At 45.1% G+C, this 14,871-nt stretch carries 14 protein-coding genes; 10 read left to right on the top strand and 4 right to left on the bottom strand.

Features of this window, described 5'->3' with window-relative positions:
• The first annotated feature begins 344 nt into the window (after positions 1-344).
• From KCTCHS21_RS23755 to KCTCHS21_RS23745, 3 genes are all read left to right on the top strand, one after another.
• The gene (locus KCTCHS21_RS23755) at positions 345-1,703 is read left to right on the top strand and encodes an ABC transporter substrate-binding protein (protein WP_232057942.1); all 1,359 of its coding nucleotides are present in this window, start codon (positions 345-347) and stop codon (positions 1,701-1,703) included.
• A gap of 79 nt (positions 1,704-1,782) precedes the next feature.
• Complete coding sequence (locus tag KCTCHS21_RS23750) at positions 1,783-2,676, top strand: carbohydrate ABC transporter permease (RefSeq protein ID WP_130614036.1); 894 nt, start codon at positions 1,783-1,785, stop codon at positions 2,674-2,676.
• A 14-nt stretch (positions 2,677-2,690) separates the two neighbouring features.
• Entirely contained in the window at positions 2,691-3,536 is an 846-nt protein-coding gene (locus KCTCHS21_RS23745) for a carbohydrate ABC transporter permease (RefSeq protein ID WP_130614034.1), read from the top strand.
• Between the two features lie 100 nt (positions 3,537-3,636).
• Here the strand turns inward: KCTCHS21_RS23745 and larC are convergent, their stop codons facing one another.
• From larC to larE, 3 genes are read right to left on the bottom strand one after another with little or no spacing between them, the layout of a single operon-like run.
• On the bottom strand, positions 3,637-4,530 hold the full coding sequence (gene larC / locus KCTCHS21_RS23740) for a nickel pincer cofactor biosynthesis protein LarC (RefSeq protein WP_130614032.1): 894 nt from the start codon (positions 4,528-4,530) through the stop codon (positions 3,637-3,639).
• Between the two features lie 4 nt (positions 4,531-4,534).
• Positions 4,535-5,233, bottom strand: coding sequence for a nickel pincer cofactor biosynthesis protein LarB (gene larB, locus KCTCHS21_RS23735; protein ID WP_130614030.1), 699 nt, complete (start codon positions 5,231-5,233; stop codon positions 4,535-4,537).
• On the bottom strand, positions 5,230-6,063 hold the full coding sequence (gene larE, locus KCTCHS21_RS23730) for an ATP-dependent sacrificial sulfur transferase LarE (RefSeq protein WP_130614028.1): 834 nt from the start codon (positions 6,061-6,063) through the stop codon (positions 5,230-5,232). Before larE ends, larB begins: the two co-directional genes overlap by 4 nt.
• Positions 6,064-6,321: 258 nt before the next feature.
• On the opposite strand from larE, the gene KCTCHS21_RS23725 reads away from it, so the two are divergent.
• The 7 genes from KCTCHS21_RS23725 to KCTCHS21_RS23695 are packed head-to-tail and all read left to right on the top strand — an operon-like array spanning position 6,322 to position 13,370.
• Positions 6,322-7,104, top strand: coding sequence for an HAD family hydrolase (locus tag KCTCHS21_RS23725; RefSeq protein ID WP_130614026.1), 783 nt, complete (start codon positions 6,322-6,324; stop codon positions 7,102-7,104).
• 2 nt (positions 7,105-7,106) lie between these two features.
• Positions 7,107-8,096 (top strand): DUF4432 family protein, encoded by a 990-nt coding sequence (locus KCTCHS21_RS23720; protein ID WP_130614024.1) that lies wholly within the window; start codon positions 7,107-7,109, stop codon positions 8,094-8,096.
• On the top strand, positions 8,093-10,099 hold the full coding sequence (locus KCTCHS21_RS31515; RefSeq protein WP_179952636.1) for a GSU2086 family protein: 2,007 nt from the start codon (positions 8,093-8,095) through the stop codon (positions 10,097-10,099). The genes KCTCHS21_RS23720 and KCTCHS21_RS31515 overlap by 4 nt, the downstream gene beginning before the upstream one ends.
• Positions 10,083-11,138 carry a bifunctional heptose 7-phosphate kinase/heptose 1-phosphate adenyltransferase gene (locus KCTCHS21_RS23710; protein WP_162309364.1) on the top strand — a complete coding sequence of 352 codons (1,056 nt, stop codon included), beginning with the start codon at positions 10,083-10,085 and terminating at the stop codon, positions 11,136-11,138. The genes KCTCHS21_RS31515 and KCTCHS21_RS23710 overlap by 17 nt, the downstream gene beginning before the upstream one ends.
• Positions 11,128-11,874 carry a D-sedoheptulose-7-phosphate isomerase gene (locus tag KCTCHS21_RS23705; RefSeq protein ID WP_232057941.1) on the top strand — a complete coding sequence of 249 codons (747 nt, stop codon included), beginning with the start codon at positions 11,128-11,130 and terminating at the stop codon, positions 11,872-11,874. The genes KCTCHS21_RS23710 and KCTCHS21_RS23705 overlap by 11 nt, the downstream gene beginning before the upstream one ends.
• Positions 11,867-12,376: a nickel pincer cofactor biosynthesis protein LarC2 gene (larC2, locus tag KCTCHS21_RS23700; protein WP_130614020.1), complete on the top strand. Its 510-nt coding sequence runs from the start codon at positions 11,867-11,869 to the stop codon at positions 12,374-12,376. The genes KCTCHS21_RS23705 and larC2 overlap by 8 nt, the downstream gene beginning before the upstream one ends.
• Complete coding sequence (locus tag KCTCHS21_RS23695) at positions 12,357-13,370, top strand: HoxN/HupN/NixA family nickel/cobalt transporter (protein ID WP_130614018.1); 1,014 nt, start codon at positions 12,357-12,359, stop codon at positions 13,368-13,370. The genes larC2 and KCTCHS21_RS23695 overlap by 20 nt, the downstream gene beginning before the upstream one ends.
• On the opposite strand, the gene KCTCHS21_RS23690 is transcribed toward KCTCHS21_RS23695, so the two are convergent.
• The gene (locus tag KCTCHS21_RS23690; protein ID WP_157994111.1) at positions 13,357-14,550 is read right to left on the bottom strand and encodes an ROK family transcriptional regulator; all 1,194 of its coding nucleotides are present in this window, start codon (positions 14,548-14,550) and stop codon (positions 13,357-13,359) included. The two genes, KCTCHS21_RS23695 and KCTCHS21_RS23690, sit on opposite strands and share 14 nt — an antisense overlap.
• Positions 14,551-14,871: the final 321 nt, after the last annotated feature.

The raw sequence follows: 14,871 nt of genomic DNA, 5'->3' as shown, positions 1-14,871 counted from the left end.
AAGGGCATTTAATTTTGGTTGGACTGCTTATTTCCATTTATATGTTTATTTATAAGGTGTAAATGGGTGGGTATCAATACGTATTCAATTAACTTATTGACAAAGTAAAATTGTGGTTTTATAATGAATTTTAGTAGTGAACATAGTTGTTTAAGGGGTCGGGATACGCGATTCATGATTGAGATGATATTACTTTGATTTGTTGGAAGCGTTTTATTGCAAAAATCAGTAAGTTGTCTTAAGGAGGTGGATCGGGAAGTCTGTGGTTGAGGTTGGAATGCTTGGACGATTATTTGAGGGGTTCTAAAATTTATGCAATGTAGAATATGAGGGGAGTTGCACAAGTGAAAATAAAAAAATCATTCCTAGTAGGCTTTGCTTCATTACTTATTATGTCGACTGCTTTGGCAGGCTGCGGAGGCTCCAAAAACAACGGTGCAACGGAAACTGGAAAGCCATCAGAAACTGCTGCCAGTCCTGATTCGGATTCCGGACCTAATATCGCAGGTGATTTCGAAGTTCAATATTGCGTTGGTGGTTATGGTGATGCGTGGCAGAAGTCAATAATAGCGCAATTCAAAGAGAAATATCCTGACGTTAATATTAAAGAGTCGGCAGGACCTAAAATTAATGACCAAATGAAACCCCGTTGGATCCAAGGTGATCCGCCTGATCTCGTGTTTATCGATTGTGCTGGCGGTCTCGATGTGCTGCAGGCAATTAAAGATAATCAACTGATGGATCTTACTGAATGGTTTTCAACTGCCACCAATGCGGATGGGGAATCCATCAAGGCTAGTCTAATTGCACAGCCACAAGTTTATGATGGGAAGATTTATTCCATTCCTTATGTATTTGGCTCATGGGGAACGTTCTACGATCAGGCACTCTTTAAGCAAAATAATTGGGAGGTACCGACTGATTTCGAAAGTTTTCTAGCGGTGAGTGAGAAAATCAAGGCATCTGGAATCTCGCCTTATATCCATGCTGGTGCATATCCAGGTTATTTGGAAGGTGGATTGCTATTCCCGGCAATCGTGTCGAACAATGGAAACGATCCATCTATCCTACAGGACATGGCGGCAATGAAGCCGGACGTATTCAAGAGTGAAGCTGTTATGAAGGCGTTGCAGCAGGTTGTGATCATGCGTGATAGAGGCTTCATTGATAAAGCGGCAATAGCCTTGAATCACACGGATTCACAAATACAGTTTGTTCAACACAAAGCTGCTTTTGTTCCAAACGGATTATGGGTTGAGAATGAAATGAAGAATGATACGCCAGCTGGATTTGAATTTGGGATGATTCCTTCAATCACTCAGCAGCCTGGTGGGAAGTATGTTGCCAATCCATATTCCAGCCCGGTTGCAATTGCTCAAAAAGCGAAAAACCCTGAGGCAGCTAAAGCATTCATTCAATTTATGTATACCAAAAAATCGGCAGTTGAGTGGGCTGAGCTAACAGGTGCCATCTTAAACGTGAAGGCTGATCTTGATGGAACGAAAGCAAGCTCGCTTTCCGTTAGTGCAAGTAAATACTATAGTAGTCCTGATCTCGTCGTTCTTCCTGCTGTTTCCTTTAATGCAGATTTGCAGAAGGAAATAGATAACGCAACCCTAGCTTTAACAGACAACAAGATAACGCCAGAACAATGGGTTGATCGGGTGGAGAAAGCTTCAGTGAAAGCGAGCTCCAAAAAATAAGGAATTGACTGTAATGAGGATAAGGGTGGGGCTCCCCTTATCCTTATCCTCATCCTAAATGAATAAGAAGGGGTAGCATATGACAGCAAAACGCACGCGCACCTTATTTATTGCCTCTTTTATTTTGCCAACTCTCATTCTTTATTGCATCTTCACGCTATATCCGATATTAAGGGCGTTGTATATTAGTTTATTCGATTGGTCCGGCTCCTCGGAAAACATGGACTACGTCGGATTAGGTAACTTTCGTGAAATGTTCGCGGATCCTATTATTTATAAAGCGATAGGAAACGATTATTTCCTTGTGTTCTGGAAGGTCATCGGGATTATGCTACTGGCTACATTTTTTGCCGTTGCTCTTACTCGGTTCAAAATGCGGGGGGCTCAATTTTATAGAGTCGTTTTCTTTTTTCCGAATGTCCTTTCAATTGTTGTAATCGCAGTGCTTTGGCGGTTTATTTACAATCCCTCATTCGGATTATTGAACGGTATTCTCTCTTTTGTTCTACAACGTAAGGTGGAGATCCCGTGGCTGGGAGATTCTGATTATTCGATTTGGGCGCTATTGCCTCCAGCGATCTGGGCGGGTATCGGCTTCTTCATGATTTTATTAATAGCCGCTATTAAGAGCATTCCCCTACCTCTGTATGAATCAGCTGAGATAGATGGGGCCACACAGTGGAAACAGTTCGTTCATATTACGCTTCCATTGATCTGGGAACAAGTCAGAGTATCTGTTGTGTTAATTGTTATTTCATCTTTGAATGGATCATTCGCGATCGTCAATGTTATGACGGAGGGCGGACCGGATAACTCTACCCAAGTGCTTGGCTATTACTTATATCAAATGGGGTTTAAACAGTATCATATGGGTTATGCATCTGCGATAGGAGTATTAATCCTCATTGTTTCTCTCTTGACCACCGTTATTTTACAGAGGTTGATGAAACGAGAAGTGGTCGAGGTTTCATAAAGGGGGAGATACGATTGGACTATAAGAAAATAAACCCGCTAGTTCGGTGGGGAGCTTCAATATTATTGTTGTTTTGGACTGTCTGCTCCGTTTATCCCTTATTATTCTCGGTATTTCAGTCCTTGAAGGACAATCAGCAAGTGTATTCAGGCAAAGCATGGGATCTTCCTAATTTACCACTCTTATGGTCCAACTTCTCATATACATGGGATAAATACCATTTTGGCACCTATTTCCTGAATTCGATTGTTGTTACTGGTGGGAGCATGCTACTTGCACTTTTTTTGACGGCAACGACCGCCTATGTTTTGGCTAGGTATACTTTCAAAGGAAGCGGTATTCTCTATTATTTATATATTTCATCGTTGACAATCCCGTCGCTAATGCTCATCGTTCCGATGTTCTTTCTATTTAGCGCCTTGCATGTTAGTAATTCATTCACGGGGATTATTCTGTTGTATTCCATCACTGCAGTGCCTATGGGGATGTTCATTCTAATGGGATTCTTCAAGTCGCTGCCACATGAGTTAGAAGAATCAGCAGTCATAGATGGTGCTTCGTTGTATGGAGTGTTTTTCAAAATCATGCTTCCATTAGCTACTCCGGGTTTAGTTACGATAAGTATCGTTAATGTACTGCAATTTTGGAATGAGTATCAATATGCGCTTGTACTTCTGAGCGATGCAATCAAATATACTCTCCCGATAGGCCTTGGCGTGATGCAAGGTGAGATGCAATATCGGATTGAGTTTGGTCCACTCTTTGCAGGTTTATTGATTTCGACGGTTCCTGTTCTTATCATCTATGTTCTTTTCCAGAAACAAATCAACGATGGAATTGTGGCTGGAGCGGTTAAATAAAGCTTCATTTAAGAAGGGGGCTATTAGACGGAATGATTCGTCTAATAGCCCCCTTGTTGTATAAAAACTTGCTTTAATATGAAGTGATAATGTTGAAAATTTAGGAATCCTCTTGATGATCGTGATCGTGAGAATGGGAATGCGAATGTGAATGCGAATGTGAATGGCTGTGATCGTGATCATGAGAATGGGAATGTGAATGGCCGTGATTGTGATCATGACTATGAGAGTGCGCATGAGGATCATGAATAGTCTCTGAAGCTTGTTCTGGATTCCCGACAACGACACGAAGCACATTAGGGCGCTCCTTTAAGTCTCTGGTGCCAGCACCATAACCAATGGATGTGATCGTCATACTGGGAAGTGAGATGTGGAATTGATCCACTAGTGCACTGACAATTCCAGCTCCAGTAGGCGTCGTTAGTTCTTTTGGAATAGGTACTGATGCTAGTGGAATGCCTTTTAATATCTCCAATGTAGCAGGTGCTGGGACTGGATAGATACCGTGTGCACAATGGATAGTCCCGTAGCCGAGAGGCACTGGGGAGCACCAAATGGAATCGATTTGCAGTGACTCCAGTGCCAATGCGACGCCGACAGTATCTACTATGGAATCGACTGCGCCTACCTCATGAAAATGGACTTTCTCTAATGGAAGACCATGAATTTTTCCTTCTGCGATGCCGATTCTTTCGAATATAGCGAGGCTTCTGGTTGTGACCCGCTCAGGAAGGTTGGCGTCTCGAATCATTCGTACGATATCGCTGTAATGTGTATGATGAGCGGGAGGTGAGTCGGGATCAACTAGAACGTCAGCCTTGATGGATGAGATGCCTAGTTTATTAACCCGATTCCATGTCAAAGAGTAGGGTGAGACAGGGAGCTTAAGAAGCTCAGTTTCAATGTAATTGGAATCAGCCCCAGCGTCTACGAGTGCGCCTAGCATCATATCACCACTGATTCCAGCTATGCAGTCTAAATATATGATTTTCATGAGGTTAGTTCCCCCTTCGTATTTGTTTGTGAATCGATGCGGCTGCATAAGCTGCACCAAAGCCATTATCGATATTTACAACAGTGACACCAGGAGCGCAGCCGTTCAACATAGCGCCCATTGCGATCAAGCCATTCAGACCGGTGCCATACCCTACACTAGTAGGGACGGCGATCAACGGTTTAGCTACTAGTCCGCCGAGTACGCTTGGTAGCGCTCCTTCCATTCCAGCAATTGCGATGATGGCATCCGCTTCCCGAATGGTATCAAGCCGGGCGAAGAGACGGTGTATGCCAGTGACTCCAACATCGGTAATTCGCTCAACGCGGCTGCCCATCATCTCGAGAGTAACAGCTGCTTCTTCAGCTACGCGCAAATCGGACGTGCCTGCGCAAACCACAGCGATGTAACCCTCTCGATCTGCTGGCGGAACAGCTCCAAATCCAGTTAGTGCATGAGCATCCTCATGGATAATAAGGCCCGGGACGCGGGAGGAGACCAGCTTCGCCTTCTCGGAGTCTACTCGTGTTATGAGTAGCCTTGAAGCGTGTTCCCTCATCTTTTCAGCAATCCCGATCAATTGTTCGGCGGTTTTGTTCTCTCCGTAAATAACTTCAGGGAAGCCTAGACGTCTCTCCCTGTCTATATCGAGATTGGCATATTTGGCAACTGAATCGTCGGTGTATCCTTTGTTGGCCATCATATAACCTTCTGAGGGAGGGCTTCATTCATGCTCCCTGTTCGATAGCCATGCAGATCCAAGGTTACATGCTTGAACCCATAGCTGCGCAAAGCATCGGTGATTGAATTTCTGTATTCTATAGCTTTTATCAAGTCTTGGGGCATCAGTTCCAGGCGAGCAATTTCCCCGTGATGCCTGACCCGTACCTGGTAAAAGCCAAGATCAAGCAAGTATTGCTCCGACTTGTCCAATTGATCAATCTTCTCGAGATCGATGGGTGTTCCGTACGGAATGCGAGAAGATAGACAGGCGAAAGAGGGTTTGTTCCAGGTAGGTAAATTCAAGTCCTTGGACAAAACGCGAATGTCGTCTTTGGTCATACCGGCTTCCACGAGGAGACTACGTACGCCTTCTTCTGATTTGGCGGCTAATCCCGGACGGTAGTCACCAAGATCGTCCAAGTTGGTCCCATCGAGAATATAGGGGAGATCATGCTCGGAGGCTAGCCGTTTTAGGTGCGCATATAAGCCTTTTTTGCAATGGTAGCACCGGTCGGGTGCGTTTGCGACAAACTGCTCGTTATCGAGCTCGGAAATTTCAGTCAACAGATGAGGAACATTCATATCAGACGCCAATTTCACGGCAGCGTCGAATTCACGACTTGGGAAAGTTTCAGATGCAGCTGTGACGGCGGTTGCGTGAACGCCTAGCTCCTGTTGTGCCCGTTTTAATAGAAAAGTACTGTCAACCCCGCCGGAGAAGGCAATCAAGGCGCTTCCTAGTGAACGAAGTGATAAACCTAGTGCTGCGTTCTTTTCTTCCAAGGTTAACGAAATGGTGTTATTGGTCATAACGATCCTCCCATTCATAAGGTGTTAATAAATCGTTTTTGAATCATGTCATTCATTAAGATAATGTTGATTTGTCTTGAGTGCCTTATATAGGCGGCGCTACTGGGCTTATTTAAATTATAGATTACACAGTGTTTTAAGTAAATAATTTATTTAATAAGAAAATGCTTTTATTTTAAGTTATGTGCTGATAATATAATCATGTAAAGTCTATGCTTTTGTAATAAAATTATTGATTAAGTAAAAGGTGGTAATTATATGGCAGCAGTTAAAGCAATAGTGTTCGATTTCGACGGGACGATATCCACCCTGCGTGCTGGCTGGGAAGAGATTATGCGACCTTTCATGTATGAGTCGATTGTTGGAGATAGAGAGCTCAGTGAAGCGCAAGAGGATGCCTTGTTTCAGGAGATTGATGAGTATATTGATCAGTCGACAGGTATTCAAACGATCTATCAGATGCGTTGGCTTGCAGATACGGTCGAGAAAAAAGGGTGGAATACTCCTATTTTGGGTGAGTGGGAATATAAGGCGATCTACAACGATCGATTACTGGAACAAGTTGAGGTGCGAATCAAAAATTTAAGAGAAGGGAAATTGAATGCTGAAGATTATCTGATCAAAGGTGCAGTGGCTTTAATTCGAGAGCTTCATAGTCGTGGTGTTGAAATGTACATCGCGAGCGGAACGGATCATCCAGATGTGGTGCGCGAAGTTGAGGTGCTCGGCATCGCCCCGTATATCACCGAGATAGCCGGAGCTCCTGTAGGAAAAGCGGAATGCTCTAAAGAGAAGGTAATACAGGATCTGATTCGGGACAAAGGGCTTTCCGGACGTGAATTGGCGGTTATCGGAGATGGGAAGGTAGAGATTCGTCTTGGAAAGGAAGCGGGAGGTATTTCCCTTGGATTGGCGAGTGACGAGGAGAAAAGAGAAGGGCTGAACGTGGTCAAACAAAAGCGGCTCGAAGTAGCTGGAGCGGATTGGATCTCTGGGGACTTTAATAATATTGACGAGTGGCTAGCACGATTGGGGCTATAACAATGTCCTCTTATTACAAGCGATATCGCAATTATGGCTGCCGTGTTATGGAAGATATGCAATACAAGGGATATCGTAGCATTTTGTTAGAAAACGACCTGTTGCAGATCATTTTATTGCTGGATCGAGGCGGAGAACCGGTTCGTTGGCTGCATAAGCCCACGGATACTGATTTCATTTGGCATACACGAATGGGACTGCTTCCCCCGACTTCTCTTTACCAAGACTATCAAATGACTTATATGGGTGGTTGGCAGGAAATGCTGCCGGAAGTGAGCGAGACACATGTCTATCGGGGTGCGATGGTGCATCGAGGGGAATCGGCTATCACACCGTGGGATTACGAATTGATTAGGGACGATGAGGATGAGATTCGCGTCCGTCTGAGCAATCGTCTCCGGTCTTTGCCGCTTAGGGTTGAAAAAACCTTCATTTTGGGGCGTGGCGATACGGTCGTGCGTTTAGAAGAAACTGTGTTCAATGAATCGCCGGTACAGATGGAATTTAATTGGGGACATCACTTGGCTTTTGGCGCACCTTTCTTGAATGAGCATTCGAGGGTGGAGTTCGAACAGGGCTCAACCGTTGTCAATATGGAGACGGGGGAGAGATGTTCATGGCCTGGAATGCCTGGGTCACATGACAAGGTAGATCTCTCTTCCTTGGCAGATCCCGGCACCATAAGACCTTTGCTAGCTATTGAAAACACGAAGGGGAATTACCGCTTACATGGAAATCCGGAAGGAATGTCGCTAGCTGTAAGCTGGGATGCAGCGATATGGCCATACACTTGGTATTGGCAAAACTTCGCGAGTGATCCCAACGCTCCATTTTTTGGCTGCGAGTACAATATCGGGCTAGAGCCTTTTAATATACCGCCAAAGTGGACTTTGGCTGAAGCGGTTGCTCGAGGGGCAGCTTTGAAGCTTGAACCATACGGCAGATTGTCTGCTTGGCTCGAGATTGAAGTGATGAAAGGTGGAGTACAATGAAACGCCATGAGCTACTTTCTTTTGATGCGATAAAGACATGTTCTGTCCATGATCGGGAGAATTTGGTCACGATTCGCAATATGGCGCAGCCTTATGAAGACTCTCCAGAGGAATGGCCACGGATGCCAGCAGAACGGGAAGCGTTCGATCGGTTAATCGATAGCATTATTGATGCAAGGGTGGCGGGCAAGCCAGTCATATGGTCCATGGGCGCGCATGTTATTAAAAATGGTATGTCCCGCTATGTGATTGAAATGGTGCGTCACGGTATTGTAACTCATGTTTCAGGCAATGGAGCGACGAGTATTCATGACTTTGAATTGGCTTTCTTGGGGGAGACTTCTGAGAATGTAGCTAGTGCTATAGAAGACGGATCTTTCGGAATGTGGGAAGAGACCGGCCGGTATATGAATGAAGCGATCCAACAAGGGGCTTCCGATAATTTGGGTTACGGAGAGAGCTTGTACCATTACTTGAATCGCTATCCAGAGCGATTTCCTCACTATGACGATTGCGTATTTGCTCAATGCCAACGTTTCGGTGTTCCTTATACATGCCACATCTCTATCGGTACGGATATTATCCATCAGCATCCCATCGTGGACTTTGAAGCACTAGGTCAAACCAGTGGTAAGGACTTTAATACAATGTGCCAATCGGTGGCGGAAATGGTGGATGGAGGTGTCTTCTTGAACTTTGGTTCGGCGATATCGGGACCAGAGATTTTCCTGAAGGCGACTAGTATATGCCGGAATGAAGGACTGCCTATGACATCGATCGTAGCAGCGAACTTTGATATTGTTCCGGTTTATGCGGATCATGTACCACCGACGACAGCTTCTGAATATTATTACCGGCCACGTCGTAATTTCATCGATCGTCTTGGTCAGATCGGTGGAGAGGGATATCTGTTCCATGGGCTGCATCAGGTTACGATTCCGCAATTATTTCACCGTATTGTTCAACGCAAACGGGAGCTGGGGGTCCAATTTCCTCCATATGAGCGCAAAGAACGATTATCGCACGATAACCGAGTATTGTATCCGATAGCGGAGAGACGTGGAGCCCTTACTACAGAGATGCTGGAGAGGAAAACTCCATACAAACAGGTGGATTGGGCTGGAAGTAGGGATGATTCATTCCATACGTTCATCGATCGTATACATGCAGCACGCGACAATGGAGGCCAAGTTATCGTATCGCTTGGTGGCAATGTTATCGGTAGCGGCGTATCGACTGAGCTTATTGAATTGATAGAGCAGGGCTTTATTACTCATTTGGCGCTTAATGGTGCTGGAGCTTTTCAGGATTTGGAGCTGGCTGCATTCGCTCATACAGAAGAGATTGATACTGGGGCACTGGCAAGCGGTAGGCTCGGAATGTGGAAAGAGCCTGGCAAGCTGCTTCATCAAGCGTTGAAAGAAGGGTATGACAAGGGACTAGGTTATGGGGAAAGCTTGATCGATCATATGAAACGAAATCCCGGGCAATATCCATACTCCCAATTCAGTTTACTAAGTGCCTGTGGTCGTAAAGGAATTCCATGTACTGTTCACATTACGCTGGGGACAGACAGCATACATCAGCATCCAGATGTTAATTTCTCCGTGCAGGGCGGCGCGAGCGGCCGCGACTTCCAAATATACGCTAACACAGTTACCCATCTAGATGGAGGCGTATATGCGAACTTCGGCTCAACAGTCACGGGGCCGGAAGTACTGCTCAAAGCATTGTCTATTGCTCGTAACTTGGGACACACGGTAAGCCGGATCACAACGGCTAACTTCGATATAGTCAAGCTTGGAGATTATCATCGCAAGGTAGGTTATGAGGACTGGGATTATTATTATCGCCCACGCAAAAATATCATTCATCGACCAACAAGTCTGGGCGGAGATGGATTTCATTTTGAAGGTTTGCATCAGCAGACCATTCCGGCTATTCGGCAAGCATTAACAAATGGTGAGACTGGAGGAGATCATAATAATGGAATTACTAGATAATCATCCGGAACAGTTAGTGAAGCATCATGCAGCAAATATGACTGCCTCCCGGCTTGAGCAGCTGTTAAGCGGATTTGGTTCCCTGCGTGCAGGTGTTATAGGTGATGTTTGTCTCGACGCTTACTGGGTTGCGGACCTCACTCGAAGCACGTTGTCGAGAGAAACTCCACATTATACGATGCCAATCGTTGAAGAACGATACACACCAGGTGCGGCAGGAAATGTAGCAGCTAATCTCGTTGCTTTGGGCTGTAGTAAGGTGATGATTTGCTCGGTAGTGGGTAAAGACTGGCGTGGTGAATTACTGGAGCAGCTTTTATCAGCTCAAGGTATCGATACGTCTTATTTGCTATCGGATTTTAACTGGAATACACCAGCTTATTGCAAAACGATTCGAACCGGTATTCAACGTGTGCAACAAGAGGACGCGAGACTTGACTTTCAGAACTTCAAGCCGTTGCCGGAAACACTGGCCGAGAAGCTCGCTAAGGAGCTGGACTTAATGGCTGAACAGTGCGATATCATTGCTGTTACTGATCAATTGCCATTCGGTGTTATTGGGGATGAGATTCGCTTAAAGCTGACAAGCTGGGCAGCGAAAGGCAAGATCATCATGGTGGATAGCCGTGATCGAATCGGGAAGTATCGAGGAGTTATCGTGAAGCCGAATGAAGTCGAGTTGAGTCTTTGGTTTAATGAAGAGCCGACTGAAAAAACGTCCGAAGAATGGGCGGAGATGGCTCGGCGTTTGTCCAATGAAGTGCAGGGCGTGTGCTGTATGACTCTTGGCTCGAAGGGGGCGATCTGGGCGGATAGGGAAAAATACACCTTCGTTCCCACTCGACCGGTTGAGCCGCCACTTGATATCGTTGGGGCAGGAGATGCGTTTGCAGCTGCTTCATTATGCGCGCTCGGTGTTGGCGGGGAGGGGCACGAGGCGGCTGCTCTTGCGAATTATGCATCTTCAGTCGTTATTCGTAAGATCGGAACGACCGGCACGGCTTCTCCTGAAGAAATCATAGAGGTCAATGCTGATTAATATAACAAATCATTCAAAGAGAGGGGCATTCGATATGCTTACCGATCAATCAATAAATCGTTGGTTGAAGGAGCTAGTTTCTAAATACCCAGATTTGTCCTTGTGTAGAAATGATATCGTGGCAGCTTACCAGTGCCTTTCGCAGTCTTTTCGCGCCAGTGGCAAGCTGTTGGTATGTGGGAACGGTGGAAGTGCCGCTGATAGCGAACATATAGTAGGAGAATTAATGAAGGGATTTATGTCGAAACGACCACTACCTTCGAATCGGCGAAGCTTACTAGAATCTGTATTTAAGGAAGAGGGTCTGTATCTTGCAGATCATCTTCAGGGCGGGCTGCCAGCGATTTCACTCGTCAGTCACTCCGCTTTCCTGACAGCTTATTCTAATGATGTTGCAGCAGATATGGTGTTTGCTCAGCAGGTTTATGGACTTGCCAAGACGGAGGATGTCCTTCTGGCGATTAGCACGTCCGGGAATTCTGGTAATGTCGTTCGAGCAGTTCAAGTAGCCCGTGCACTCGGAGTATCGACGATTGGGTTGACAGGAAGCGATGGAGGAAAGCTGGCAGAGCTATGTACGGTTGCAATCCGGGTACCATGGGATAAAACACCTGACATTCAAGAGCGTCATCTTCCGATCTATCACACCTTGTGCATGATGGTTGAACAGGAGTTTTTCGAAGGTGAGGATGAAGGGCTGCTAGCGAGAGTAAACGAGGGGGAAGGCTATGTTTGACGAGCATAAGCAGGAGCATAAAGAAGGCGGAATGGTTATGCTTCAGACAAATATTGACGATATGAACCCCGAATTCTGTCCTTATGTGAGTGAACGTTTGCTTTTGGCGGGTGCCCATGATGTTTTCTGGATTCCTATTCTAATGAAAAAGGGTCGACCTGGCTTCTTACTGAATGTATTAACCCATTCCAATCTTATTGAAGCTATGGAGACGATTGTCTTCGAAGAGACAACTACGCTGGGCATGAGGTATGTGTGGACAGAATGCAAGCGTCTTGAACGACATTGGGTGGATGTCGAGACGGCTTGGGGAACAATCGGTGTCAAGGTTGGCGTCATGGGTGGAAAAACGGTGCAATTCGCACCGGAATATGCACATTGCGAAGCTGTGGCAAAAGCAAACGGCATTCCTTTGAAGACGGTGTATGAGGCAGCTAGAAGAGGTTATCATGATCTACAGCCAGTAGAAGGGAAGGATAGAAATGAAAATCAGATCAAATAGAGAAATAAAAAGTATGTGGAAGTATGCAATAGCGGTACTGATCCTGCATATCGTTGCGATTGCAATGCTTGCTTCGTCTGTTAGTCTGCACCCAACATTTTGGGGACTAGGTCTCATAGCTTATACGCTAGGGTTAAGACATGCCTTTGATGCTGATCACATTGCGGCTATCGATAATACGGTTAGAAAGCTTATGCAACAAAATCGGAACCCGCTAGGAGTAGGCTTCTATTTCTCCGCCGGACATTCCTCCGTTGTCTTTTTGATGGTATTAGCAACAGCGTTATCCGTGCATTGGGCACAACGCCAGCTTCCGATCTTTCAAGAGGTTGGAGGTGTTATAGGGGCATCGGTATCGGGACTTTTCTTAGTCGTTGTTGGTATCGTAAATTGTGCGGTATTGCTCAATCTAATAAAGGTACGTCGGAATTATCGGGCAGGTCGAATCAACGATGCTGAACTGGTGAATTCATTGTCAGGAAGGGGGATTTTATCGAGGCTGACTAAACCGCTGATCAAGTTGATTGGGAGAAGCTGGCATGTCTACCCACTAGGCTTCCTCTTTGGTCTTGGGTTCGATACGGCTAGCGAGGTTGCCCTTCTTGCAATTTCCGGTGCAGCAGCAAGCCAAGTATTGCCGATATCGGGCATTCTCGCCTTGCCGCTTCTATTCGCATCCGGTATGACACTTATGGATACAGCTAACGGCTTTATTGTCGTTAAAGCCTATCGCTGGGCGCTAGAAGATCCGCTCAAAAAGCTTCATTATAATCTTGTCGTTACTTTCATCGCGGTTGCCGCGGCTCTATCGATTGGAACATTTGGGTTAATAGAGACACTCTCCACTAGTCTGGACGGCAACGGAACAGTGCAACGATGGATTGAGAGAATTAACCTTGATTGGTTAGGCTACGGACTTGTCATTTTCTTTGTGGCTGTTTGGTTAATTTACTATTTGCTCTCGAAAAAAGAGAGCAAGCTTACTTCTCTTTAGCATTATCCGTTGTTAACATTTGCAGGGGTGCAGTTAGAAGGCGTTCGAATACAAGGGCGACTGCACCTTTTGCATTTTGGGATGAGCCGAATGTTGCATTTTCAATTCTTAGTCGATCTCTAACGAAGGAGTAAATGCGATCCTTAACATGAGATCTTATGTCATCCATGTACATTGCAAGATAAGGATATAGCCTTCCACCAAGAACGATGATCTCAGGATCATAGGTATTGAACAAAGTTGTCAATGCGGATTCTAGGTCGCTGAGCGTATCCTTAAGACATTGCACAGCATGAGGATCTTCCTGGTGAACAGCATGAAAGAAATCATCGATAGAGTCTCCGACGGACCAACGACGCAAGATGCCTGGAATCGATCCGACAGTCTCCCAACAGCCACGGTTGCCACAAGCACATAACAAGCCATTAGGAATTAGCGTAATATGCCCAACCTGACCGTAGAGTCCATTCGCCCCCTCCACCAGCTCTCCTCTGGAAATGACACCGCCGCCGATTCCCATTCCCATTGTAATAAACAGAGAATTTTGCACATTACGGCCAAGACCGTACCATCTTTCTGCCAAAGCGGATGCTCGAGCATCATCTTCGATGAAGACACGCAGACCAAATCTTTTTTCTAAAGTAGAGGTGATCGGGAAATTCTCCCATCCGGGAAAATTAGGTGGAGTGAGCAATTGGCCGCTTTTACGATCTATTGGTCCCGGAATGCTGACTCCTAATCCGATGACCGGCATTCCCTTACTAGAGGCGTAAGTGATCATATTTTGGATAAGCGGAGCAATCAAGTCCAGAATTTTTTCCGGTTGATGGATCCCAATCGTGTTACCTTCCACGGAATTAATGACTTGTCCAGCTAAGTCAGTGAGAATAAGCTCGTATGAAGTTCTACTGATATCAATACCGATGATCATGAATTGGTCGGTATTGTACTTCAGCTTGACACGTTTGCGTCCAATAGCACTAGAAGAAGTGGCGAACTCTCGGATCAAACCCAGCTGAATAAGCTCTTGAGTGAGATTGGTTACGGTTCCAGATGTTAACTTAGTCAAGGTGACTAGCTCAACTCTAGAGATGCCTTCATGCTCCCAAATTTGCTGTAAAATCACGGACATATTATCTTGCTTGATTTTCTGCAGATAAATCGGCTTCTCAATTGTCATAGTCATATCCTTTTTACTTTATTATTAAATTTATTATAAAATAATATTGCTTATTGTGCAAAGAAAATGAATTTAGGATGATGTGTTATTCCGTATAACTACAAAGGATAGAACAAAGGGGTTGAGGAACGTCGGGGATTAATAATTATGAAGTAAAGATAAAGTTGGTGCATCGTGTATATCTTATTTATTAAATTAATTAAAGAGATCTATAAAACATAATAATTATATAATAAACGAGGCCCATGGCAATTAAATCATTGACATAACTTAATGATTAAATATAAACTTATTTGCAGAGACAGATTGACTCATTGGAAG

It is taken from the genome of Cohnella abietis (genome assembly GCF_004295585.1).
GTDB classification, from domain to species: Bacteria; Bacillota; Bacilli; order Paenibacillales; family Paenibacillaceae; genus Cohnella; species Cohnella abietis.
Note: the sequence above shows the minus strand (reverse complement) of the source record. Positions and strands in the feature narration are given on the sequence as shown.

Coding starts and splice junctions, on each gene's coding strand:
- larC2 (WP_130614020.1), top strand. CDS start 11,867: ATGTTTGACGAGCATAAGCAGGAGCATAAAGAAGGCGGAATGGTTATG.
- KCTCHS21_RS31515 (WP_179952636.1), top strand. CDS start 8,093: ATGAAACGCCATGAGCTACTTTCTTTTGATGCGATAAAGACATGTTCT.
- KCTCHS21_RS23750 (WP_130614036.1), top strand. CDS start 1,783: ATGACAGCAAAACGCACGCGCACCTTATTTATTGCCTCTTTTATTTTG.
- KCTCHS21_RS23695 (WP_130614018.1), top strand. CDS start 12,357: ATGAAAATCAGATCAAATAGAGAAATAAAAAGTATGTGGAAGTATGCA.
- larE (WP_130614028.1), bottom strand. CDS start 6,063: ATGACCAATAACACCATTTCGTTAACCTTGGAAGAAAAGAACGCAGCA.
- larC (WP_130614032.1), bottom strand. CDS start 4,530: ATGAAAATCATATATTTAGACTGCATAGCTGGAATCAGTGGTGATATG.
- KCTCHS21_RS23720 (WP_130614024.1), top strand. CDS start 7,107: ATGTCCTCTTATTACAAGCGATATCGCAATTATGGCTGCCGTGTTATG.
- KCTCHS21_RS23710 (WP_162309364.1), top strand. CDS start 10,083: ATGGAATTACTAGATAATCATCCGGAACAGTTAGTGAAGCATCATGCA.
- KCTCHS21_RS23690 (WP_157994111.1), bottom strand. CDS start 14,550: ATGACAATTGAGAAGCCGATTTATCTGCAGAAAATCAAGCAAGATAAT.
- KCTCHS21_RS23725 (WP_130614026.1), top strand. CDS start 6,322: ATGGCAGCAGTTAAAGCAATAGTGTTCGATTTCGACGGGACGATATCC.
- larB (WP_130614030.1), bottom strand. CDS start 5,233: ATGATGGCCAACAAAGGATACACCGACGATTCAGTTGCCAAATATGCC.
- KCTCHS21_RS23705 (WP_232057941.1), top strand. CDS start 11,128: ATGCTGATTAATATAACAAATCATTCAAAGAGAGGGGCATTCGATATG.